At 60.4% G+C, this 22525-nt stretch carries 20 protein-coding genes; 5 read left to right on the top strand and 15 right to left on the bottom strand.

Going from position 1 to position 22525, the window contains the following annotated elements; translation table 11 throughout:
- Nucleotides 1-23: 23 nt before the first annotated feature.
- Together ACIPSK_RS21725 and ACIPSK_RS21730 are read right to left on the bottom strand one after the other, a co-directional pair.
- Nucleotides 24-1205, bottom strand: coding sequence for an ROK family transcriptional regulator (locus ACIPSK_RS21725; RefSeq protein WP_162117212.1), 1182 nt, complete (start codon nucleotides 1203-1205; stop codon nucleotides 24-26).
- A 543-nt stretch (nucleotides 1206-1748) separates the two neighbouring features.
- Nucleotides 1749-2363, bottom strand: a complete 615-nt coding sequence (locus tag ACIPSK_RS21730) for a GNAT family N-acetyltransferase (protein ID WP_162117279.1) — start codon at nucleotides 2361-2363, stop codon at nucleotides 1749-1751.
- 177 nt (nucleotides 2364-2540) lie between these two features.
- Between ACIPSK_RS21730 and ACIPSK_RS21735 the strand changes: the two genes are divergently transcribed.
- From ACIPSK_RS21735 to ACIPSK_RS21745, 3 genes are all read left to right on the top strand, one after another.
- Nucleotides 2541-3878, top strand: coding sequence for an extracellular solute-binding protein (locus ACIPSK_RS21735; RefSeq protein ID WP_162117213.1), 1338 nt, complete (start codon nucleotides 2541-2543; stop codon nucleotides 3876-3878).
- A gap of 124 nt (nucleotides 3879-4002) precedes the next feature.
- Nucleotides 4003-4896: a carbohydrate ABC transporter permease gene (locus ACIPSK_RS21740; RefSeq protein WP_162117280.1), complete on the top strand. Its 894-nt coding sequence runs from the start codon at nucleotides 4003-4005 to the stop codon at nucleotides 4894-4896.
- Entirely contained in the window at nucleotides 4896-5729 is an 834-nt protein-coding gene (locus tag ACIPSK_RS21745) for a carbohydrate ABC transporter permease (RefSeq protein WP_446532967.1), read from the top strand. Before ACIPSK_RS21740 ends, ACIPSK_RS21745 begins: the two co-directional genes overlap by 1 nt.
- 57 nt (nucleotides 5730-5786) lie before the next feature.
- Here the strand turns inward: ACIPSK_RS21745 and ACIPSK_RS21750 are convergent, their stop codons facing one another.
- The 4 genes from ACIPSK_RS21750 to ACIPSK_RS21765 form a co-directional block, all read right to left on the bottom strand.
- Nucleotides 5787-7028, bottom strand: coding sequence for an O-antigen ligase family protein (locus ACIPSK_RS21750; RefSeq protein WP_162117214.1), 1242 nt, complete (start codon nucleotides 7026-7028; stop codon nucleotides 5787-5789).
- The gene (locus ACIPSK_RS21755) at nucleotides 7025-8587 is read right to left on the bottom strand and encodes an undecaprenyl-phosphate glucose phosphotransferase (protein ID WP_162117215.1); all 1563 of its coding nucleotides are present in this window, start codon (nucleotides 8585-8587) and stop codon (nucleotides 7025-7027) included. The genes ACIPSK_RS21750 and ACIPSK_RS21755 overlap by 4 nt, the downstream gene beginning before the upstream one ends.
- A gap of 73 nt (nucleotides 8588-8660) precedes the next feature.
- A complete protein-coding gene (locus tag ACIPSK_RS21760) occupies nucleotides 8661-9830 on the bottom strand; it encodes a glycosyltransferase family 4 protein (RefSeq protein ID WP_085991515.1) in 1170 nt (389 codons plus the stop codon).
- Nucleotides 9831-10406 carry a polysaccharide biosynthesis/export family protein gene (locus ACIPSK_RS21765; protein ID WP_017963818.1) on the bottom strand — a complete coding sequence of 192 codons (576 nt, stop codon included), beginning with the start codon at nucleotides 10404-10406 and terminating at the stop codon, nucleotides 9831-9833.
- Nucleotides 10407-10597: 191 nt separating this feature from the next.
- On the opposite strand from ACIPSK_RS21765, the gene ACIPSK_RS21770 reads away from it, so the two are divergent.
- Nucleotides 10598-12778, top strand: coding sequence for a GumC family protein (locus ACIPSK_RS21770; protein ID WP_162117216.1), 2181 nt, complete (start codon nucleotides 10598-10600; stop codon nucleotides 12776-12778).
- Between the two features lie 4 nt (nucleotides 12779-12782).
- Here ACIPSK_RS21770 and ACIPSK_RS21775 read toward each other — a convergent pair whose 3' ends face one another.
- Together ACIPSK_RS21775 and ACIPSK_RS21780 are read right to left on the bottom strand one after the other, a co-directional pair.
- Nucleotides 12783-14021, bottom strand: coding sequence for a GNAT family N-acetyltransferase (locus tag ACIPSK_RS21775; RefSeq protein ID WP_162117217.1), 1239 nt, complete (start codon nucleotides 14019-14021; stop codon nucleotides 12783-12785).
- Between the two features lie 223 nt (nucleotides 14022-14244).
- Nucleotides 14245-14454 (bottom strand): DUF2842 domain-containing protein, encoded by a 210-nt coding sequence (locus ACIPSK_RS21780; protein WP_012756929.1) that lies wholly within the window; start codon nucleotides 14452-14454, stop codon nucleotides 14245-14247.
- 115 nt (nucleotides 14455-14569) lie between these two features.
- Between ACIPSK_RS21780 and ACIPSK_RS21785 the strand changes: the two genes are divergently transcribed.
- The gene (locus ACIPSK_RS21785) at nucleotides 14570-15673 is read left to right on the top strand and encodes a COX15/CtaA family protein (RefSeq protein ID WP_162117218.1); all 1104 of its coding nucleotides are present in this window, start codon (nucleotides 14570-14572) and stop codon (nucleotides 15671-15673) included.
- A 25-nt stretch (nucleotides 15674-15698) separates the two neighbouring features.
- On the opposite strand, the gene ACIPSK_RS21790 is transcribed toward ACIPSK_RS21785, so the two are convergent.
- The 7 genes from ACIPSK_RS21790 to ACIPSK_RS21820 form a co-directional block, all read right to left on the bottom strand.
- Nucleotides 15699-16490, bottom strand: a complete 792-nt coding sequence (locus tag ACIPSK_RS21790; protein ID WP_162117219.1) for a sulfite exporter TauE/SafE family protein — start codon at nucleotides 16488-16490, stop codon at nucleotides 15699-15701.
- Nucleotides 16491-16673: 183 nt separating this feature from the next.
- Complete coding sequence (gene argC, locus ACIPSK_RS21795; RefSeq protein ID WP_162117220.1) at nucleotides 16674-17606, bottom strand: N-acetyl-gamma-glutamyl-phosphate reductase; 933 nt, start codon at nucleotides 17604-17606, stop codon at nucleotides 16674-16676.
- Between the two features lie 60 nt (nucleotides 17607-17666).
- The gene (speB, locus tag ACIPSK_RS21800; protein ID WP_003547297.1) at nucleotides 17667-18629 is read right to left on the bottom strand and encodes an agmatinase; all 963 of its coding nucleotides are present in this window, start codon (nucleotides 18627-18629) and stop codon (nucleotides 17667-17669) included.
- A gap of 221 nt (nucleotides 18630-18850) precedes the next feature.
- Nucleotides 18851-20038 carry a CmlA/FloR family chloramphenicol efflux MFS transporter gene (gene cml, locus ACIPSK_RS21805; protein ID WP_162117221.1) on the bottom strand — a complete coding sequence of 396 codons (1188 nt, stop codon included), beginning with the start codon at nucleotides 20036-20038 and terminating at the stop codon, nucleotides 18851-18853.
- A 307-nt stretch (nucleotides 20039-20345) separates the two neighbouring features.
- On the bottom strand, nucleotides 20346-20813 hold the full coding sequence (gene rpsI / locus ACIPSK_RS21810) for a 30S ribosomal protein S9 (RefSeq protein WP_017963826.1): 468 nt from the start codon (nucleotides 20811-20813) through the stop codon (nucleotides 20346-20348).
- 1 nt (nucleotide 20814) lies between these two features.
- Nucleotides 20815-21279: a 50S ribosomal protein L13 gene (gene rplM / locus ACIPSK_RS21815; protein ID WP_003558420.1), complete on the bottom strand. Its 465-nt coding sequence runs from the start codon at nucleotides 21277-21279 to the stop codon at nucleotides 20815-20817.
- 316 nt (nucleotides 21280-21595) lie between these two features.
- Nucleotides 21596-22495 (bottom strand): LysR family transcriptional regulator, encoded by a 900-nt coding sequence (locus tag ACIPSK_RS21820; RefSeq protein WP_210254185.1) that lies wholly within the window; start codon nucleotides 22493-22495, stop codon nucleotides 21596-21598.
- Between the last annotated feature and the right edge of the window lie 30 nt (nucleotides 22496-22525).

Genomic DNA, 22525 nt, shown 5'->3' on the forward strand with positions numbered 1-22525 from the left:
TCGGTGCCGAAGGCACGCGCTCTTCACACTTCCCTCAATTTTACACCAAAAAGATCGTCATGCATGCGTTCGACCGCGATCCCCATTCCTCCCATCAGGGCGGCCCGGTTCCCAAAGCGACTGATCTCGATGCGCGGCGGATAAGGCGTACAGCGCGGCAGGAAACCACGGATGGCGTTTACGAGTTCCGGTCTTGCTCCGATGCTGCCACCGGTTATCACCAGTTCAGGATCGAGAGCCGCTCCGATTGCCGCAATGGCGACCGCGACCAGCCTTGCCGTCTCTTCGATTGCAGCCGCGGCGCTTGTCTCTCCTGCACTAAACGCGGCGAAGAGATCGGCCACGGTGGATGCGTTGCGCCCGCCGAAACCGACGTAGCGGCGCAACATCGCGGCGCTGCCGACCGCACTCTCAAAGGTTCCAAGCGTAAATCCGCCAGGATCAAAAACGTCTCCGCCGATCGGAAGATAGGCGATTTCGCCGGCCGCCCCACGCGCGCCGCGCAACAGAGTTCCGTTGGCGATGATGCCCATGCCGACGCCCGTTCCGAGAGCAACGAAAGCAAAATTGCTGGTTTCGATACCGTGTCCCCGCCATCTCTCCCCTTGCGCGGCCAGGTTGACATCATTTTCAACGATTACGGGTATGCCCATTCGTTCGCTGAAGACTTGCCGCAGATTGATTGCGTCGATGCCGGGGATGCTTGGCGCTACGTTGATATGTCCGGTGGCCGGATCGAGCACACCGGGACTGCCTAGAACGATGAGGCGCAGTTTGTCGGCACTCGTCCCGGCCGCAGACGCGAGTTCCACGATAAGATCGCTGAACTGATTGACGAGATGCATTCCGCCGCGCGGGTCGGTGGATACTTTGGTTTCAGCAACCACATTCCCCAACAGATCGCAAATAGCCGCAGCAATCTTGGTGCTCCCGAGATCTATAGAGACGGCCAGTCCCGCCCTGGCATTGATTTCATAGGTGATCGCATTCCGGCCCGGGCGGCCATCAGTCTGCCCGACTGGTTTCAGCCAGCCGTCATCCTCAAGGTCGCGCACGACATCGGAAATCGTCTGCTTTGACAAGCCGGTTAGCTTGGCAATATCGGCGCGAGAGATCGACCCGTTCGCGAACACGGTTCGGATGACGGCATTGGTTGAAATTTTTCGTGCGATCGGAGTCTGTGCGACAGAAGATGTCATTGCCATCCGGCTAGCTCAGTCCAATTAGTTCGGAGCACATACTTAATGGGGCGATATCGAGGTCATAACTATCGCGACTAACCGGTATTCAATACATCGAAGCAGGCAATTTGTCTATGTCCTTGACAAATGGGAGGCCAGCTGTAGGCTTTGGATTAACGTGCGATGAAAATGCGCGATGAAATAAAGAGGGTCGAGTAGAAGTATGCGCCATACGTATCGTCTGGTTAGCCGTGCGCCCGTCAAGATAGCTCGAAGAGGAACTGGCCTAGGCCTACCTGGCTATTTCCTTATTTGCGTTCCGCCGACTCCTTGAACCTAGCTGCCGAGGATTTGCTCATGATGAAGCCCTCGATTGATAGAGCCGAGAAACCTGTTTTACTGCCGATAACGGCGCCACGCCTTCCGGCGGACGTTCATCCAGACGGGTCCGCTGATCTCGCCTTGTGCGGGGCAAGCAGCTTTGGCCGTGTGAGATTTTCGCCAATCACGGGTTCTCATACTTACGAGCCAGGGCCTTTCCGTGCCTCGGAGAAACCAGGAAATGCTTCAACCCAATCCCTGATCGATCCGCATAGCAAAGGCGACGGAGCCGTCTCGCTCGAATTCGGAAAAGCCAAGGTGACGGTAAAAACCCTTGGCGCGTTCGTTGTTTGGATCGACCCCGAGATGCACGGCTCCGACCCCGTGATTCCGAAGCGCTTGAAGCTCCGTGTCGATCATCCTGCGCCCCCAACCGCTTGCCTGAAGTCCGGGAAGAATGTTGATGTGAAGATGCGCCGGGTACTGGCCTTGAAGCCACGCCGTTCCGCTGCGCGGATTTTGAATTCGTTCCATCACGTCGGCGTCGCGCGGACGGGTGGGTGCCAGTCCCGCAATCTGCTGGCGGACGAACGGCCACCAGTTTGTTTGCAAGTCTTTGTCGAACCCGCCGGTGTCCGGCACCCCTACAACGTAGCCGACCGGCCGGCCGTCCTGAACGAGAACAAAGGCAAAGTCTTTGGCGAATTTGAGGTAGGGTACCGACCAGATGTAGCCGGGCAGATGCGGGTCGCTATAAAGCGCGCTGGCATCCTGACCGCCATTCGCGGTTTTCAGGCAGATGTCGAAAAGAGCGTCGATATCCGCTTCAATCGCGGGGCGGATGAAGCAGCTGGTGTCCATCACTTTGCCACCTCCTGCGTGGCGCTTGGTCATTTTAGGTCGCGAGAGGAGCCGATGCATTGACGATTACCTCAGATTCGCCAACCAGGCAAAGCTCTGGGGGAAGAAAACGTTCGGCCGGTGCTTAGCACAAGGCCTGGGCGGAGAGTGGAGAATAAACCAGATGAGGTGGAGCAGATGAACAGAACCGTGAAATCGATCAGCATACTGCCGGCATACCGATTGAAAGCAGCTGTCGCGCTTGCTGGCGCGGCGCTTTTGAGTTTTGGCCTTTCGGCAGCCGCGCGTGCTGACGACCTGGCTGTGTGGGACGACCAAACCTATGAAGGCCAGAGTGCGGTCATAGAGCAACTTAACAAGGAGTTCGAAGCTGCCCATCCCGGCGTCACGATCAAACGCACCGCCCGCACCTTTGATGACATGAAGTTGACGTTGAAGCTCGCGGTTTCGGCAGGTGATGGCCCGGTCATCACGAAGGTCAACCAGGGTGCTGGTGACATGGGGGCGATGGTCAAGGAGGGATTGCTCCTGCCGGTCGACGACTACATCAAACAATATGGCTGGGATAAGCTCCAGTCGGATTCCGTGCTTGCTCGAGACCGCTGGGAAGATGGAAAATTTGGGGTCGGTAAGACCTACGGCATATCAGGCCTCGGCGAGATCGTTGGCCTCTACTACAATAAAAAGATCCTCGGCGATGCGGGAGTAGCGCTGCCGCAAACCTTCGAGGAGCTTCTAACCGATCTCGACAAGCTGAAGGAAAAGGGCATTGCGCCCTTCATGATGGGCTCGGCAAAGCAGCATCTGGCCTTGCACATGATCGGCGCCATCGACCAAGCGCATATCGACGCGAGCAATCGCGCCGAGCTTGACGACCTGATTTACGGCCGTGGCGGCTCCTGGAACACCAAGGGAAACATCGAATCCGCCAAACTCGTGCAGCAGTGGGCACAGGGCGGTTATTTTTTCCCCGGTTTCGAAGGCATCTCAGGTGACGACGCCGTCCAGCTTTTCATTTCCGGGCAGGGCGCGTTCCTGATCTCCGGGACCTGGTATTTCGGTGACATGCAGCACAATCCGGATATCGGCTTTATGGCCATTCCCGCCCCGAAAGGCATTTCCAAGCCCATGAGTGTCGGGGGCGTGGATCTTGCCTGGGCGATAACGAGCCTTGCCAAAACTAAGCCGACACAGGACCTAGCCGGCGCATATATCGACTATATGGTCTCAGAAAAGGCTGCTGAAACCTGGGCCAATGCTGGCTATCTCCCGGCAACTTCGCTCGCGGCTGACGCAAAGCCAAAGCTCACGCCGCTCCTCAGCTCCGGCATCGAAATGTGGAAGACACTCAACGCAAATGACGCTCTCGGCCATTACCCCGATTGGTCGAGCCCAACGATGCTGAAGACAATAGACGACAACACGCCGCTTCTCCTGTCCGGCAATATCACGCCCGAAGCCTTTGTCGATGCTATGGACAAGGATTATCAGGCCTACCTGAAGGATAAGAAATAAAGATTGCGACGCAGGTCACGACCGTCCCCTGCGGTCGTGACCTCAGTCTCGTCGATCGAGATAAATGAACATTGCGATCGGCTTGCTGCGCGATGACCACAGCTTTGGCTTTATGGAGTACTGGATGAAACGCTCCGCACTTGATGGCTCGCAACATACGAATTTTATTTATTTATTGCCTGGATTGCTGTTCTACGCGGCTTTTGTCTTTGGACCGATCCTCGCGGCTTTGGGTTTGAGCCTGACCAGCTGGGACGGCTTGGCCATGCCCAAATGGGTTGGTTTGGGCAATTACGCCGATCTCTTTTCTGACAGTCGTTTTTATACTGCCTTGCGTAACAATGCCGAGCTTATGATCTTCTACTGTGTCCTGCCGCTCGTGCTCGGTATCGCTCTTGCTGCTTGCGTCTGGAATCTGAAGCAACGCGAACAACTCGCCCTGCGCACATTCTTGTTCCTGCCTTATATCATGCCGACTGCCGTGTTGGGCATCATCTGGGCATGGCTCTACAATCCTGCATTCGGCCCATTCAATCAGTTTCTCAGAGCAGTCGGGTTGGGCGCCTTCGCACTCCCGTGGCTGGGAGATTTCAATTTTGTTCTTCCCGCGGTCGGGATCGTTGCCACTTGGTATTTCTTTGGTTTTTGCATGGTCATTTTCCTGACCGGAATCCAGCGCATCGACCCGTCTCTTTTCGACGCTGCCAATGTCGATGGTGCTTCGGCGCGAAAAACTTTTTTCTGGATAACGCTGCCGCTTCTATTGCCTGAAATAAGGGTGGTTTTGCTTTTGACGGTCATAGCGTCGATCAAAAGCTTCGACCTGATTTTTACAATGACCCGGGGCGGACCCGCCAACGCTACGCTCGTGCCGAACATATACATGTATCAGCTCGGCTTCGAGCTCAATCGGTTCGGCGCCGCGGCGGCCATCGCCATTGTCGGCGCGATACTCACATTCGTCATCAACTATGCAATTCACCGATTTGTGGGATCGCAGCATAAGGGATTGGCTTGATGAGCCGTTCATTTAACATTTCCTCCGGTCCGCTATTCCTCCGCATTGTCCTCTGGCTTCTTGCTTTCGTCACGATCATCCCCTTCCTGCTCCTGCTTCTAACCTCAATAAAGAGCAAGGCCGACGTTCTGCAGGGTGCATTCGCGTTGCCGGCATATCCACATTTCGAAAATTACGTCGATGCTTGGAATGCCGGACATTTCAACATTTACTTCTGGAATTCGATCATCGTTGTCATACCCGTCGTTGCTGCAAGCGTCATTTTAGGCCTGCTGACCGGCTTTGCCTTCGCATACCTGTCATTTCCGCTGCGGCGTACGCTGTTCGCCATCCTGACGCTCGGCATGATGGTGCCGGCGGAAGCCTTCATCATTCCGCTGTATTATGAAATGCGGTATCTCGGACTGATCAATACCTATGCGGCTCTGATTGTGCCGCAGATCGCGATGTCGATACCATTCTCAACGATCTTCCTCGCCAGCGCGATGCAGCAACTGCCGGAAGAAGTTCTCGAAGCGGCGGTTCTCGATGGCGCCGGACGCTTCTATATCCTGCGCAAGATCGTTATCCCGCTCATGGTGCCGGCAATGTCGACGCTGGCGCTGTTTCTGTTCATATGGACCTGGAACGAGTTTCTCATTCCCTTCATTCTGGTCAACGACGACGCCTATCGGACGCTGCCCCTCGGCATGCTGTTTTTCCAGGGGCGTTACACCGTCAATACGCCCGTTCTCACCGCCAGCGCGGTGATCGTGATTTTCCCGCTCATCCTGACTTATCTGGTTTTCCAGCGACGGTTCATTGCCGGCTTGACGGCAGGAGCGACGAAATAAACAGCCATATGCGAGGGTGTCGTTTCGGAGCCGCACGCCTACTTGGACAGCAAGACGTCACGCTGCCCTTCGTCTTTGTTCCCGCTTGTGGCGCACTTCCAGCGCCGCGCAGCCCCAGACCGTGCCAAGCAGCAGATAGACATGACGCCAGTGGTCGATATCGATGACGTTGCCGATTGTCGCATGGCCGAGAACCGAGATCCAGGCGATCATCAGGAAGGGCTGCCACGGCCGGTCGAGCAGCAGGTTTCGGAAGCCGAGAGCCAGCGTCCAGAGAAGCATGCCGACATAGCTGACGAAGCCGAGCCAGCCATAAGAAGTGAGCGATTTCAGCCAGATATTATGCTCGTCCTCGGGAAACATCGTGCCGAACACCAGCGGCCCGATGCCGAGCGGGCGCTCCATCATCATGGTGAAGCCGATCCGGTGGCGCTCGAAGCGGCCGAGATGTTCGCCGTCATATTGCTGCACCAGCTGGGCGCGCGCCGAAAACAGTTCGGCGACCTTGGGGATCTGCAGCGCCACCAGCAGCGAGGCGACCAACATGATGATCGCCGCCAGCGACAGGACCAGGACTCGCAGGCGAAAGGCGCCGCTGCGCTCCTTCAGCAGCATGATGAAGATCAGCAGCACCACGCCAAGCGCGAAGAGCCCCCAGGCGGCGCGGGAAAAGGAGAGGAAAATGCCGAGCGCAAGCACGAGCAGGGCGGCAGCCTTCAGCGGCGATTTCTTCAGGTCGCCGACCAGGATACCGTGGACGAGATAGAGCGATGGCGGCACCAGGAAGGGACCGAAGACGTTGGGATCCTGGAAGGCGCCCTTGGCGCGGTCGTAGAGCGTGAAGATTTCCGCGCCCGGAAAGGCATGGAAATAGCCGAGTATGCCGAGCGCGGAGGTGGCGACGGCGGCAAAGGTCCAGGCGTTGAAGATTAGCGGCAGCCGCTTGTGGCTGTCCTCGATGATTGCCGCGTAGAAGACCGCCGTCAGCGCCAGGAAGGTCGACACCGCGATATACATCGGCGCCGTTGCCAGGTCCTTCATCTGCGTCAGCGACAGCATGCCGCCGATATTGAAGGTCAGCAACAGGGCAAGCAGCGGTGCCACGCCGCGCGAAATCCGGAGGCCCAGGATGAACCAGAGGCCGATCAGCCCGGCCATCCAGAGTTCATAGGGCGCCGGCTCGTCGATCACGAAACCGGAGAGGAAGACGCCGAAGGCGACAAAAGCCGAGCCGATCAGGCGCAGCGTCATCCGCTGCGGTTGGGCGACACGGGGATAGGTCGCCTCGATCGCGCTCAATAGGCGTTTTCCGTGTTGAGCAGCCGGATCGGCGTCAGGAACAGGATCTTGAGATCGAACCAGAGCGACCAGTTCTCGATGTAATAGAGGTCGTAGGCCGTGCGGAACTTGATCTTCTCGTCATTGTCCACTTCGCCGCGCCAGCCGTTGATCTGGGCCCAGCCGGTGACGCCGGGCTTGACGCGGTGGCGGGCGAAATAACCCTCGACGACATCGCCGAAGGCGCGGTCGCGCGCCTGGGCGAGAACGGCATGCGGACGCGGGCCGACGAGCGAGAGATCGCCCCTCAGTACGTTGAAAAGCTGCGGTAGTTCATCGATCGAGGTCTTGCGGATGAAGCGGCCGACGCGGGTGACGCGCGGATCGCCCTTGGTCACCGCGGCCTTGCCCGTGGGATCGGCCATGTTGGAGTACATCGAGCGGAATTTGAAGACATTGATGATTTCGTTGTTGAAGCCGTGGCGCTTCTGCATGAAGAAGACCGGGCCTGTGGAGGTCGCCTTGATGGCGATCGCGGTTGCGACCATGATCGGCCAGAGCAGCGCCAGTGCAACGATCGTGAAGAAGATGTCGAAGCCGCGCTTGGCGACGGAATCCCAGTCGCGGATAGGCTTCTTGAATATATCGAGCATCGGCACAGAGCCGACATGCGAATAGGCGCGCGGCCGGAAGCGCAGCCGGTTGGCATGCGCGGCAAGGCGGATATCGACCGGCAGGACCCAGAGCTTCTTCAAAAGGTCGTAGATACGGGCCTCGGCCGACAGCGGCAGGGCGATGATCAGCATGTCGATGCGTGTCAGCCGTACGAATTCGACGAGTTCGGCGACAGTGCCGAGTTTCGGATAACCGGCGACCATGATCGGCGAGCGCTTCTCGCCGCGGTCGTCGAAGATGCCGCAGATGCGGATGTCGTTGTCGGCCTGCTGTTCGAGGACGCGGATCAGGTCCTTGGCCGGCTCGCCGCCACCGACGATGACGGCGCGGCGTTCCATGATGCCGTTGCGTGCCCAGTTTCGGATGGCGTAGGCGACGACAAAGCGTTCGGCTGCAAGGAAGAGCGCGCCTGCGACGAACCAAGGGATGTAGGCGTCGACCATCGCCCACGTGGTGCCGCGAATGAGCCCGAACAGGCCGACGCTCAGGAGAAGCGCGATCGTCCAAGCGGCGACGATGCGCGGCATCAACCGCAGCTTCGCCCGAAGTGCGGGAATGGTGTAGGTGTCGGCAAGCTGCAGGCCGATAACGGTCAAGGCCGAAGCGATCACCGCCATGCCCGCCAGCACCAGCGTGGAATCGTTGCCCTCGCCGGGCCAGAAATAGTGAATGGTCAGGGCAATCGCAAAGAGTGCCAGGAATTCCAGCAGCCGCAATTGCCCGATGATGATCGCGGGCGAATGAGTTCCGTCGCGGAACTGTTCGGCGATCTGGCGGGCATAGGGATTAATTTCGGTCGGCTCGGAGGAATTCTCCTGAACCGCGTCGCCGCGAACCTCGATGTCGGAGACCTGCTTGCGCAGTGCTTCCACGTCGAATTGATCGCCTTTTTCCAGCTTGTTCATGGGGCCAGTTTGTTCATGGGGCATTGTCGCTCGTTGTCACCCTGCGAAATACCAGAAAGCCCCTAAGAAATATTTACGAGGCGGCGGGCATAGCTTGGCCGGCAGCCGGGTTGACGAGCTCATGGTACAATTTCAGGACATCACGCGCCATGACGGCGGACGAAAACACCGCCTTCACCGCTTCGGGCTTCGGCATCGTCCTGGCGTGCCAGTCGGGTGTGCTCAGCGTTTCCGCCATGACGCGGGCGAGATCGTCGGAATTGCCGGGCTCCACCAGCGCTGCGCTGTCGGCGCCGAGCACCTCGGGAATGCCGCCGACACGGCTTGCGATGATCGTCTTGCCGGCGCCGAGCCCTTCGAGCACGATATAGGGCATGGCTTCGGCGCGCGAGGGAACGACGAGGTTCTGCGCCATGGAGAAGGCTTCGTGGACCCGCATTGCCGGCAGCATGCCGATGCGTTTGCCAAGGCCGCGTTCGACCATCATCTCGCGGTAGCGGTCGCGATCCGGCCCGTCGCCGATCATCAGCGCCGATAGTGGCCTGCCGAGCAGCCGCTCGGTCTTGGCGAAGGCATCGACAAACAGATCGGGACCCTTGAGGTCCCGCAGCATTCCCACATAGATGAAATGCACGGCATCCGAGCGGGTCGGGATCGTCTCGAAATCGCGCTCGCTGATACCGTTGTAGATCAGCCTCGTCTTCGTCCGCGGTCGACCGACCTTGCGCGCATAGGTATCGCGCTCATATTCGCAGATGAAGACCAGCGCATCGGTGAAATATTCCTGCAGGCGCTCCATCCTGAGGACGAACTGTCCGCTGAGCGAGGAGCGCGAATAATGCAGGCTTCCACCATGCGCGGTATAGAGGCGGGCTACGCGATACCTGTTCACCCGCAACGCTGAGCCGGCAAGTCGCGCGAGCACGCCGCCCTTGGCGCCGTGTCCGTGCAGCACATCCGGCCGCAAACTTTTGATTTTCTTGTATGTATCCCACATCGTCGCAATGTCGGACGGACTGATCGAGCGCCGGATCGGCACGCGTGTCAGGCCGAGCGAGAGATACGGACGGATATCGTCGAACAGGCTGTCCTCGTACTCGCCGCCGGTCGAACTGTCGCAGAGGATGCCGATGTCGTGGCCGGCCTTGCTATGCTCCTCGACGAGATCGCGGACATGGCGGAAAATTCCGCCGACCGGCGACCTGAAGCAATGGAGGATGCGGAGCGGCTGCTGTGCCATCACTCAGAAAAGCCGTTCGCGAACGTAGATCGTGTCACCTGCGATGATTGGCCCTGATATGTTGATGCGGCCGGTCAGCACCTGTCCATTGATCTTGCGGGTGACATCGACCACGCGCTGGTTGGCGCGGCTGGTGAAGCCGCCGGCAACCGCGATGGCATTCTGCACTGTCATGCCGGGAACATAGGCATACTGGCCGGGCTGGCCCACTTCACCCATGATGAAGACCGAACGGTAGCGATCGACATCGATCGTGACGTCGGGATCGCGAAGATAGCCCTGCTGCAGTTTTTGGGCGATCTGCCCCGAGAGTTGCTGCAGGGTTCGTCCGCGGGCAGGGACCTGGCCGATGAGCGGGAAGGCGACATAGCCGGCCTGATCTACCGTATAGGTGTTGGTCAGGCTCTGCTGGTCGAAGACGGTAATGCGCAGTCGATCGCCGCTGTCCAGCGTATAAGGCTGAATGGTCGCCTCGTTGAAGGCCTTCGGCGCAGGCTTGTACGTCGTGCAGCCGCCCAATGCTGCGGTCATGGCTGCAAGGCTCAGGGCCAAAAGGATCTTGGGCTGGACGACAGACATCCGCTTGTGCTCACAAAAATGAAGTCGGTGCAGTCGTTATCGATCCGTTAGGGTTAATGCCCGGTAAAGGGCGCTTGCAATTTCCCGGTTTCCTTCATCGATCATCTGTCATTTTCTTGGCGAGCTTGTCATTAACCGTTGAGTTACCATGGTCGTTTACGCTTACGGCACCTTTGTTGTGGAGTAAGAGCATGTCCGGCGTAGCTCGTGATCAGGATGTGGACATAGACCTTGGCCAGTTGGTCCGTGCGGTCTGGGCGCGCCGTCTGCGGATCTTGACAATCACCCTCGTGGGGGCGGGCGTCGCCTTTGCCGGCGCCAAAATCATGTCGCCGCAGTATCGCAGCGAAACACGCATCCTCATCGAACCCCGTGCGCCGGCCTTCGCCAGCACCCAGCAGATCAATGACGCCGGCGCCGGTCCGCTGATGGACGAACTGAACATCGCCAGTCAGGTGCAGCTTCTGCAATCGGCCGATCTCCTCAAGAAGGTCATCAACGACCTGAAGCTTTATAACCTGCCGGAATTCGACGATGCCGCCAGCGGCTCGGCGATGGGCAGTATCCTGGTGAAGCTGCATCTGAAGAAGAACCCGCTGGAGAACCCGCCGGAAGAGCGCGTCATCGACGCGTTCGTCGAACGCCTGCAGGTCTATCAGGTGCCGGGTTCGCGCGTCATCGGCATCAATTTCACCTCCAAGGACCCGAAGCTCGCGGCCGCCATCCCGAACGCCATGGCGAATGTCTATCTCTCGACCCAAAGCGGCGCCAAGCTCGATTCCAACTCCGAGGCGACCCGCTGGCTGGAGCCGGAGATCGAAGGCTTGCGCCAGAAGGTCAGCGAAGCCGAGAGGAAGGTCGCCGAATATCGAACGTCGCACGGGCTGTTGCAGACGAACGGCACGACCACTTTTCCGGCCCAACAATTGAACGATATCTCCGCCGAGCTGACCCGCGTGCGGGGCGACAAGGCCAATGCCGAGGCGCGGGCGCAGGCGGTGCGAAACGCACTGTCCTCGGGCGAGGCCTTCGATACGCTGCCGGACATCATGTCCTCACAGGCGATCCAGCGGCTGAAGGGCACGGAATCCGGCCTGCAGTCGCAGATCTCCGATCTGCAGACCAGCCTTCTCAACAACCATCCGCGGCTGAAAAGCCTGCGCGCTCAGCTCTCCGATATCCGCACCCAGATCCGCCAGGAGACGCAAAAGATCCTGGCGAGCATCGAGAATGAATCCAAGGTTGCGGATCTGAGGGCGAACGAACTGGAGCGCCAGTCCGACACTGCGCAAGCCAACAGCGCCCGCGCCGGCGAGGACGAGGTCGGCCTAAATGCGCTGGAGCGCGAGGCGAACGCCCAGCGCCAGTTGCTCGAAACCTATCTGGTGCGCTACCGTGAGGCCGCCTCCCGCGCCGACAGCAATTCGAGCCCGGCGGATGCCCGTATCGTTTCCAAGGCCATCGAGCCCGTCGATCCCTATTTCCCGAAAGTGGTGCCGATCGTCGTCGTCGCTGCCGTCGCGACGCTGATCATCAGCGCCATCGCCATCATGCTGTCCGAACTCTTCAGCGGCCGGGCACTCCGCCCGACAGATGCGGCTCCGGAGACAATCGAGGCAGAAGCGTTCGTCGAGGAGAAGCATGTGCCGCAGGCCGTTGCGACCGTCGCTGCCGCCAAAAAGCCCGTCCAGCCGAGCATGCTTGCCGTGGTCGCGGACGAAGAGGATGTGATCGAGCACGTGAGGGCCGCCGAGGAGGCGCCAGAGGACGAGCCGGAGGACGAGAATGAATTCTCCGTCGCCTCAGTTGCAGACTATCTCACTGGCAGCCGCGCATCACTTGCTATCGCGATATCTCCGACCGGTGACAATGGCTCGGCGGCGACGGTTTCGCTGACCCGCATGCTCGCCGACGCCGGCCGTCGCGTCATCCTGATCGACATGACAGGTTCCGGCTACCCCACAGAACTGATGGCCGAGGACCGGGCCGCTCTCGGTGTCACCGATCTGCTTTGCGGCGAGGCCGCCTTCGGCGATACGATCCACGGCGACCGCCTTTCCGATGCCCATCTCATCCCTCAAGGCCAGAGCGATGTGCGCCGCGCCATGCGCGGCGTCGACCGGCTGTCGTTGCTGCTCGATGCACTCGCCGCCGCCTATGACCTCGTGGTGGTCGAATGCGGTTCGGCCGATGTCGCCGGCGTCTCGCGGCTGACGCGCAGCCGGGACGTCGAGATCATCCTCTCGCTGCCTGAGGTCGAGGAAACCGTCTTTGTGGCTCTGATGACGGAATTCCAGGCTGCAGGCTATGAGCGCGTCGTGCTGATGTCCGGCGGCGAAGGGGCCGAGCAGACGCTCGGCCGGGCTGCTTGAACGGTTAGCCGATCCGTGCCCGAATGCCTTGGGCGAATTTATAGAGTTTCGGGCGCGCCTTGATGTGTGCCTTGCCGCGGGTGACGATCCGGTGTGCGGCGCCGGCGATCACACCGAACGGCGAAACCGGCAGCACCACGTCGTAGTGTGCGGTCTCGACCGGCGCCCAGGAACGCTTGTAGGTCTGGTCGCCGAGGCCGAAATCGAACAGCGCCACACCCTTGCCATGCAATCCCGAGATAGTCTGCCAATAGAGGAATTCGCCGGGGCTCGTATCCGGCACGAGCTCTTCATCGATCGCCCCGAACTGGCAGATGATGTGGTCACCCTTGCGCGAAATGCCTGAAATCGCGGCGATCTTACCCTCAAGCTCGCCCTTGAGCCGGAGCATATGCATCTGCAGCCCGAAGTACTGCCTGGTGTCATCCCGCTTGTCGATGAGACCGTGCAGGAAGGCCTGCGTTTTCCTTTCGGCGAAGACGTCGGGAAGGCCGAGGCTGGCGAAGCGGGCGCTCTTCAGCCGGAAGAAGATATCGAGCAGGCTATGCTGTTCTTCTGGTGTCTCGGGAATGACGTATTCGAACCCGCCGGCCGCCTCGAGGCGCTTCGACTGAACGCGGAATTTCTTGCGCCGGTTCTTGGCATTGAGTTGCTTCAGCGTGTCCTCGAAAGCGGGAAGGAACGGCAGCTGATAGGCGTGATTCTGGTTGTGCACCATCGGCAGCCCCGCGAGCGGGCTCTCGCGCCCGCGCCATTCCAGCGGAATGTTCTGCAGCAGCAGGAGATCGGCGCGGCCCTTCAGTGCACGCTGGAACTGGCCGGCGAACTCATGGGAGTCGATGGTTCTGCCGGCTTCGGCAAAGCTTTCTGCGAACAGGCCGGTATTGATATTGCTGTGATCGGCGGCGATGAATTTCGCTGTCGTGAGCCCGCGAGACTTGACGATCTCGACCGGCAGAATGAAGGCAGTCTGGCCGGCGTGGACGCCTTTGAGGATCGCAAGCGGCCGCTGGAAAGCGCTCACCCAGGCGGCGCACCAGTCGTAGCTCTGATGGAGTGATTGGAGATTGTCGCGCTCCAGCGCCCGCCATTCATCCTCAAGCAGCGGCATCGTGTCGAAGACTTCGATGTTGATTTCAGCCATGGCGAGTTTCATGCTCAGCTGGCGCAGGCGCGAAATGGCCATGTCGGCCAGCGCCTTGTCGGATGGCTGTTCATGGACGTCGAGCTTTTGCGTCTGCACGGTTTTCTCCGGTCAAGAATGCTGAACGGGAAGGTAGATACGGCAGACATATATTTGGTTTAACCGCACGCGATGGGCGAGGTTTTCCGCAGATCACGGTTATTCGGCCGTTAATGCCCCTGAAGTATGCGCGCAAAAGCTTGCAGCGGTTTTTGCGACAACGACATGCGTAAAAGCAAAGACCTGAAGCGCAACAAGCGAATCTGAAAGATCGCGACGCGCTTTAGCGCAGCGGGGGGCCGGCCATCCATTTGATGATCACCATCGCCGGCAACACCCATAGCAGTCCGGTGAGCAGGAAGTAGAGGAGATGTCCCCACCACGGCGCGTTGCCGAGCGTTGCCACCGCGATCGTATTCGCCACCAGCGCATAGACGAGCACGAGCACGATGATGAGGATCGTGCCGATGAATTTGCGGAGGCGGACGGGCATCGGTTATCTCTCGGCATGGACGGGTCGAACCGGCGCGACGGCATGCCGCAAAGGTTCGGGGCTTGTTTTGCATGAGCCGGTGGGGCAAATCAACTGCCGGATAGAAGGAGACATCATGGCCGTCGCAAACCCGACCACGGAACAGGCGATCCTGAGCGAAGTGCGCAAGCAGAACCGCGACCGCCGCGCCTTGCGCCTCTGGCTCGGTTTCGTGATTTTGGCGCTGTTCTGTCTCGTGCTCGTCGGCGGTGCCACGCGGCTGACCAATTCCGGCCTGTCGATCACGGAATGGAAGCCGATCCACGGCGTCATCCCGCCGCTGTCGGCTGCCGAATGGGAGGAGGAATTCCGTCTCTACCAGCGCATTCCTGAATTTCAGCAGCTGAACAACTCCATGACCGTCGATGAGTTCAAAGGCATCTTCTGGTGGGAATGGGCGCACCGGCTGATCGCCCGCGGTATCGGCGTGATCTTCGGGCTGCCGCTCATCTATTTCTGGCTGACGGGGCGGATCGAAAAACGTCTGCGGTGGCCGCTCGTCGGCATCCTGGCGCTCGGCGGCCTGCAGGGTTTTATCGGTTGGTGGATGGTGTCCTCGGGCCTGTCCGTCCGCACCGACGTCAGCCAGTACAGGCTGGCGACGCATCTCGTCATGGCCTGCCTGATCTTTGCCGGCTGCATGTGGATCATGCGTGGTCTCTCCAGACATTCCGACGATCCGGCGCCGGCACGAAGCTCGCGCGGTTTTGCCGCCGCGATCGCCATTTTTGCGCTGTTCCAGATCTATCTCGGCGCGCTGGTGGCGGGCCTCGACGCCGGTTTTTCCTACAATACCTGGCCGCTGATGGATGGCGCCGTCATTCCCTCCGATCTGCTGATCCAGCAGCCCTTCTGGATCAATGCCTTCGAGAACCCGAAGACGGTGCAGTTCATTCACCGCATCGGCGCCTATACGCTCTTCGCATTGACGCTGATCAACATGGTGATCGCCCTTCGTGCAGCGCCATGGACGACCCATGCACGCCGCGCCGTCCTGCTTTTCGTGCTGGTGACGCTGCAGGCAGCGATCGGCATCGCGACGCTGCTGATGCAGGTGCCGCTTCACTGGGGCCTGCTGCATCAGGCCGGCGCGCTTGTGGTTTTCGGCTTCGCCGTCGCCAACTGGCGCGGCTTTTACGGCGAATATCCGCACGGGACGATGATCGCCGAACGCGACTGAGGCGAGCGGCCCTCTCGGGGCGGATCTATCGCAGCACGCCGTCGAGCAGCGGCATGCCGATGATCGCGGCGGCGGCGATCAGGATGTAGCAGGCGATGCGGAAGGTCCGCTCTTCGGCAAGCCCGAACAGTTTCGAGCCGCCGTAAAGCCCGAACGCATAACTCGGCAGGATGACGGCGGTGAGCGCAAAGACGGCAGGCACGAACAGTCCGCCGACATAATAGCTGATGGCGCTGAAAACGGACGAGATCGAGAAGTAGAGAACGACATTCGCCCTGACGCGGGTAAAGTCGCTTTTGCCGCCAAGCCAGTAGGCGACGACCGGCGGCCCGCCGAGCTGTGCGGCGCCGCTGAAAAGCCCGGCGATCAGGCCGATGCCGCTGGTGAGCGGTGCGGACGCCTCCCCGTGATAGCGCCATCCCGATACCAGCAGCGCAAGCAGGCAGATGGCGGTGATCGTGATACTCCAGCGCAAGAGCACTGGGTCGAGCAGCGCCAGCATCGCCGTGCCGGCCGGCACGCCGAGGGCGGCCCCTGCCGCCATGATGATGACCTCGGGTCGGTTGGCGCCGCGCCAGGCGGAAGGGATCATCCCAAGCGCCGCAATGCCGTCGATGACGAGCAGGATCGGCGAGATCAGCTTCGGCCCAACGATCGCGCCACCGAGCGGAATGAAGATCAATGCGGCGCCGAAGCCCGAAAAGCCGCGGGCAAGCCCGGCGATGAAAGCAAAGGCCATCAGCGCATAGATGCCATGTTCGGGCAGGGCAGCGGTAAACCATGCGTACACGCCATCGACCAGCGCATCGAGCGTCATGACATCAGGCTCCGTGATTCGGGAATAGCGAGCGAGGAAGGTCTGCTCTCATGGCCCAATCGTCGCCGATGATCGAGCCGAGAGCGATGCTGCGGCCGCCGAGGGAGGCGGCCGCAGGGGAAAGATCATGATGAAGACATTGACACAAAGCTCGAGCGGCATCCATGCCGCCGCCGTCGCGCCTTACGAGGCGAGCATCAGGTCCATGTTCTGGACGGCGGCGCCCGAGGCGCCCTTGCCGAGATTGTCGAGCAGCGCCACGAGGTTCACCTGCGAAGCACCTGGCGTACCGAAGACGAAGAGCTTCATCGTGTCCTTGCCTTCGAGCTCGACGGCGTTGACCCGGGGCAGGGCCTTGCTTTCGGCCAGCGGCACGACACTGACGATATCCTGGCCGGCATAATGGGCGACGAGTGCGGTATGAATGCTCTCCATCGTCGTGCCCTCGGCGAGATCGTAGAGATGCAGCGGCACCTGTACGATCATGCCCTGGGCGAATTTGCCGACCGACGGCGAGAAGATCGGTGCGCGATCGAGCAAGCCGTGCACGGTCATCTCGGGCACGTGTTTATGGGTGAGCGGCAGGCCGTAGAGGAAATGCGGCGCGGTGATCGCATCCGGGTGATCCGGGTTTTCCATCTGCGCGATCATCTGCTTGCCGCCGCCGGTATAGCCCGAAACCGCGTTGACCGTAACCGGATAGCCGTCCGGCAGAATGCCGGCGGCGCGCAGCGGCCGAATGAGGCCGATCGCTCCGGTGGGATAACAGCCGGGATTGGCGACGAAACGGGCGGCTCTGATTCTGTCGGCCTGTGCGCCGTCCATTTCGGCAAAGCCATAGGCCCAGCCGGGATTGACGCGAAAGGCGGTCGAGGTGTCGATGACGCGCACATTGTTGTTGGCCGAAACCATCTGCACGGCTTCCTTCGACGCGTCGTCGGGCAGGCAGAGGATGGCGATATCGGCGCTGTTCAGCATGTCCTCGCGCATCGCGGCGTTGCGCCGCTCTGCTTCGGGAATTGACAGAAGCTCGACATCGCGGCGGCCGGCCATACGGGTGCGGATCTGCAGACCCGTCGTGCCGTGTTCGCCGTCGATGAAGATTTTCGGTGCCATGTTAAACCTGCGCTTTCAATGGGTTCTGAAGGTTTCCGGATTCAGTTTGAGGATGATAAGTCAGCCTTGTGACACGGCGATGGCGCGTCGCTCGGCATGAAGCCCCAGCATATACATCGCCACCGTTGCCCCCGCAATGGCGGTAATATCGGCATGATCATAGGGCGGCGACACCTCGACGACATCGGCGCCGCGGATATCGAGCTGGTGCAGACGCTGCAGCACCGAGAGGATCTTGGCGCTCGACGGCCCGCCTGAAACCGGCGTGCCGGTGCCCGGCGCAAAGGCAGGATCGAGGCAATCGATATCGAAGGTGAGATAGGCCGGCGCCCCCCGCGTATGGGAGATGATCGCCGAGGCGATATCGCTGGCGCTCATCTCCTCGACCTGATGACCGTAGAGAATATTGACGCCGCAATCCTCCGGCGCGTGGGTGCGGATGCCGATCTGAATGGAGCGGTCGGGATCGATGATGCCTTCGCGGGCGGCCCGCGCCACGAAAGAGCCATGGTCGATGCGCCGTTCCTCGTCGAACCAGGTGTCCTGATGCGCGTCGAACTGCACGAGCGCCAGCGGCCCATGTTTTGCTACATGGGCTTTCAGCAGCGGCCAGGTGACGTAATGATCGCCGCCGAGCGTCAGCAGGAAGGCGCCGCTGTCGAGGATGACATTTGCCTGGCGTTCGATAGCGGCTGGCGTGTCCTGATGATTGCCATAGTCGAGCAGGCAATCGCCGTAGTCGATCACCGCCATTTCGGCGAAGAGCTCGCGGTTGAAGGGGTATTGCGCATCATTGTCGAAGATCGCCGAGGCGCGCCGGATCGCCTGCGGCCCGAAACGTGTGCCCGGCCTGTTCGATGTCGCGGCATCGAAGGGAATGCCCCAGACGGCGACGTCGACGCCGGCGAGCTCCTTGGTGAAGCGGCGGCGCATGAAGGACAGCGCGCCGGCAAAGGTCGGGTCGCTGGCAGCGGAGGTGAGGCTGGTCGCCGTGAAGGCGTGGTCAATCGATCTGTTCGCCAAGTCATGCTCCTTTTTCGGCCGCAAAACCATAGTCGCGTTCGATGCGGACTCTGCATTGCAGGATTGCCGTTCGACGCGAGGTGTCGGCGGCGGGTCTCTCGCGAAGGAATTGGCCGATCCTCTGCGCGCAGAAAGGGGTAGGCGAGGTGCGGACGGATTTCAAGCAATCGTTCGGACGACGGCCGCTCGTGATCGTCGAGCGACCGTCATTCGCCCGCTGCCTATCGGGCCGGCTCCCACAGGCACCACAATCCAGCCAGCGTCGTCAGCGCGGTCGCTGAGATATAGCCCGCGAGCGGCCAGGCATTGTCGCCGCCGAGCAGAATCACAAAGAAGGTTCCGGCAAAGCCGACGATGATGCTCTGGACGCAGAAATAGAACGCGACCGCCGTTCCCGCCGTGTCGCCAAAGGCGGCGAGCGCGCCGTTGGCCGTGACCGCCGTTGCAAGGACGATGCCGATTGCGATGATCCACATCGGCATGACGAAGCTGACCAGGGAAGGCTGCAGAAACAACTCTCCGAAGACAAGCAGCGCGGCGCCGAGAAGCAGCACTGCCATGCCTCTGGCAAGGCTGCCTGCAATGCCCCAGCGCATCACGAAGCCTTTGGCGAAACGCGCCGTCACGATCATCACCAGCGCCACCGTAGCAAAGACGAAGCTGAAGCCGATGCCGGAGAAGCCGGCTTCGTCGATCAAGATACGAGGTGCCGTCGAGAAGAAGACGAAGAAGGCGCCCATCGCCGTGCTGAAGCCGCCCGTATAAACCCAGAAGGGAAGGCTTGTAAGGATCGGGCGGACATCGATCTTCGCGGTAACGGCAGGGCGGGTTTCGTGCCACCGCATGCTGGCGTTGAAAAGCGCGGCGATGGAAAGGAGACCGATGACGAGGAAGATGGCGCGCCAGCCGAAGCGATCCGATATCAGAGCTCCAGCGATCGGACCCAATGCGGGCACGAACGAGAGAATGGAGCCGAGAAGGCTATAGATCGTGCTGCTTTCGGGACGCCCGCCGTAGATGTCACGCACAGTTGCGAAAGTTGCGACGAGGGTCGCCGACGCGCCGACTGCCTGCAGCAATCTCAAGACCACGAAGAGCGGCGCCGACGAGGAGCCAGCAAGCAGAAAGGATGCAGCGGCAAAGAGTGCAGCACCTCCAAGCAGGACAGGCCGTCGTCCGATAATATCGGAAATTGGGCCGAAGACGATCTGGCCGACACCGAGCACGATCATGTAGAGGCTGAGGGTCAGTTGGATGATGGCCGGCGAAGTGCCGAGTGCCTCCGGCATCATCGGCACGATCGGCAAATAGATATCCATGGCGAGCGAGGCCAGGATGTCGAACGGTGCCATCAGCAGCAAGGCTGTCGGCAGGGAATAAGTCCAGTGCTGGATTTTGGGATAAGACATGGGAAAGAACCCGCTCAAATGATTTCATTCGGCGGCGATCTGTCTCTTCATCGGTATCGGGATTGACCGGACAGACGCCGCAACAACAGGACAAAGTTGTTGCGGCCTATTTGTCTGCGGACTTGGTTGTTCCCATCATGCGCCCCTGACTGCGGCTCCGCTCATTCCCGAAGCGCTTTGCCAAGTTTCTACCAGCAGAACTGGTATGCGACAATGGCATGCCAACACGCTTCCGATTGATTTAAGCAGCGCAAAACAAAAAGGCCGGGTTGCCCCGGCCTTCGTAAATTCCGTCTGTCCGAAGCGATTAACGCTTGGAGAACTGGAACGAGCGGCGGGCCTTTGCCTTGCCGTACTTCTTGCGTTCGACGACGCGGCTGTCGCGGGTCAGGAAGCCGCCCTTCTTCAGCACCGCGCGCAGGCCCGGTTCGAAGTAGGTGAGCGCCTTGGACACGCCATGGCGAACGGCACCGGCCTGGCCGGAGAGGCCGCCGCCGGCAACGGTTGCGACGATGTCGAACTGGCCGTCACGGGCAGCCGCAACGATCGGCTGGCGCAGGATCATCTGCAGCACCGGACGTGCGAAATATTCCGCGAATTCCTTGCCGTTGACGGTGATCTTGCCGGAGCCCGGCTTGACCCAGACGCGGGCGACGGCGTTCTTGCGCTTGCCGGTCGCGTAGGAGCGGCCGAGCGAATCGACCTTGCGGACGTGGGCCGGAGCAGCAGCTTCGGAAGCCGTGCCGAGATCCTTCAGGGAGGAGAGGTCAGCCATATCAGGCGCTCCTTACGTTCTTTTTGTTGAGCGCGGCAACGTCGAGGGCGACCGGCTGCTGGGCTTCATGGGGATGGTTGGAGCCGGCGTAAACGCGCAGGTTCTTCATCTGGCGACGGCCGAGCGGGCCACGCGGAACCATACGTTCGACGGCCTTTTCGAGGACGCGCTCCGGGAAGCGGCCTTCGATGATCTGGCGTGCGCTGCGTTCCTTGATGCCGCCGGCATAACCGGTGTGCCAGTAGTAGACCTTGTCGGAATACTTCTTGCCGGTGAAAACGACCTTTTCGGCATTGATGACGATGACGTTGTCGCCGTCGTCAACGTGAGGCGTGAAGGTTGCCTTGTGCTTGCCGCGCAGGCGCATAGCGATGATGGAAGCGAGACGGCCAACGACCAGCCCTTCGGCGTCGATGATCACCCACTTCTTCTCCACCTCTGCAGGCTTCTGGGAGAAGGTTGCCATAGTGAATACTCTCTTTTGGGACCCTTGGCCCGAAGGCTTGAAGGGCGTTTCTTGTTGCTTGGATTGGCAGGCTTGAGGCATGCCAAAAAGAAAGCAGCCCGGATAGGCTGCGTTCTGGCGCGGTGTATAAAGGGAATGTGATATTCGGTCAATATCGACTTTTCTGAGAGATCGGAAAAAAGAATAAGTGAAAACAAAGAGTTATGTATATGGTATTATAATACCTCACATTTGTCGGCCGCAGATCTGCCGTGTTTGGCCTTTTCCGCGTCGCTTTCACCGGGTTTGAACCAACGCTCCACGGCCGAAAGCCGTTTTAATGCTCGAACTCGCGCAGGCATTTGATCATTTCGCGAAGACCGCGGGTCAGATGTTTGTCTCGCCGTAGAACCATGCCGAGGCGGCGCGTGAGCTGCGGGTTCAGCGATGAAGTCGTCACAAGGCCGGCGCGGTCGCGCTTCAGCGCCAGCCCCGGCAGGATCGACCAGCCGAGCCCCACGGCCACCAGCTCCTTGATCGCCTCGATGCTGCCGAACTCCATCGCAGGTCGGATCCTGGTATCCGGTGCAGCCAGCCACGTGTCGATTGCCCGCCTGGTATTGCCTCCCTCATAAAGCAGCAGTGTCCTGTCGCGCATGAACGCGGCGTCCGGTCCGCCGTCGGGCATGAGACTGCCCGCGGGGGCAACGGCCAGCAATTCCTCCTCGTAGAACGGTTCGATCTCGAAGTTGCGTCCCGATGCCGGCAGGGCGACGACGGCGATATCGAGGCTATTGGCCTCCAGATCGCGCAGAATATCGTCGGCATCGCCGATGCGCACGGTGATTTCGAGGCCGGGCATGGATTTTCTGGCGACGGCGATGGCGCGAGGAAGCAGATGGATTGATGCCGTGCCGCCGCTACCGATGCGCACGCGGCCGCTGGCTCCATCTCTGTACGGCATCATCGCTTCTTCCGCGGCGGCCGATTCCTGGAGCAGCCGCTTTGCATGCACGAGCAGGTCGAGGCCTGCCGCGGTCGGCTGCGCCCGCCGCCCGACACGCTCGATCAGCCGGACGCCGAGCCGCTGTTCGAGCCCCTTGACCTGCAGGCTGACGGCCGGTTGCGTCAGGCCTTCCTTGTCGGCCGCAGCCGTAAAGCTTCCGAGATCGGCGACGTTGACGAAGGCGGCAAGCTGATCGAGGTGGAGAGGCATACAAAAGAATTCCTTATGCATATCATAATATCCATAAGCTTCTTTCGCGAC

This window comes from Rhizobium sp. LARHSG275, assembly GCF_052871115.1.

Coding starts and splice junctions, on each gene's coding strand:
- rplM (WP_003558420.1), bottom strand. CDS start 21,279: ATGGCAACCTTCTCCCAGAAGCCTGCAGAGGTGGAGAAGAAGTGGGTG.
- ACIPSK_RS21765 (WP_017963818.1), bottom strand. CDS start 10,406: ATGTCTGTCGTCCAGCCCAAGATCCTTTTGGCCCTGAGCCTTGCAGCC.
- argC (WP_162117220.1), bottom strand. CDS start 17,606: ATGGCACCGAAAATCTTCATCGACGGCGAACACGGCACGACGGGTCTG.
- ACIPSK_RS21755 (WP_162117215.1), bottom strand. CDS start 8,587: ATGAACAAGCTGGAAAAAGGCGATCAATTCGACGTGGAAGCACTGCGC.
- cml (WP_162117221.1), bottom strand. CDS start 20,038: ATGTCTTATCCCAAAATCCAGCACTGGACTTATTCCCTGCCGACAGCC.
- ACIPSK_RS21820 (WP_210254185.1), bottom strand. CDS start 22,495: ATGCATAAGGAATTCTTTTGTATGCCTCTCCACCTCGATCAGCTTGCC.
- ACIPSK_RS21780 (WP_012756929.1), bottom strand. CDS start 14,454: ATGCCCGTCCGCCTCCGCAAATTCATCGGCACGATCCTCATCATCGTG.
- ACIPSK_RS21790 (WP_162117219.1), bottom strand. CDS start 16,490: ATGACGCTCGATGCGCTGGTCGATGGCGTGTACGCATGGTTTACCGCT.
- ACIPSK_RS21740 (WP_162117280.1), top strand. CDS start 4,003: ATGAAACGCTCCGCACTTGATGGCTCGCAACATACGAATTTTATTTAT.
- ACIPSK_RS21745 (WP_446532967.1), top strand. CDS start 4,896: ATGAGCCGTTCATTTAACATTTCCTCCGGTCCGCTATTCCTCCGCATT.
- rpsI (WP_017963826.1), bottom strand. CDS start 20,813: ATGGCTGACCTCTCCTCCCTGAAGGATCTCGGCACGGCTTCCGAAGCT.
- ACIPSK_RS21725 (WP_162117212.1), bottom strand. CDS start 1,205: ATGGCAATGACATCTTCTGTCGCACAGACTCCGATCGCACGAAAAATT.
- ACIPSK_RS21785 (WP_162117218.1), top strand. CDS start 14,570: ATGGCCGTCGCAAACCCGACCACGGAACAGGCGATCCTGAGCGAAGTG.
- ACIPSK_RS21770 (WP_162117216.1), top strand. CDS start 10,598: ATGTCCGGCGTAGCTCGTGATCAGGATGTGGACATAGACCTTGGCCAG.
- ACIPSK_RS21730 (WP_162117279.1), bottom strand. CDS start 2,363: ATGGACACCAGCTGCTTCATCCGCCCCGCGATTGAAGCGGATATCGAC.
- ACIPSK_RS21735 (WP_162117213.1), top strand. CDS start 2,541: ATGAACAGAACCGTGAAATCGATCAGCATACTGCCGGCATACCGATTG.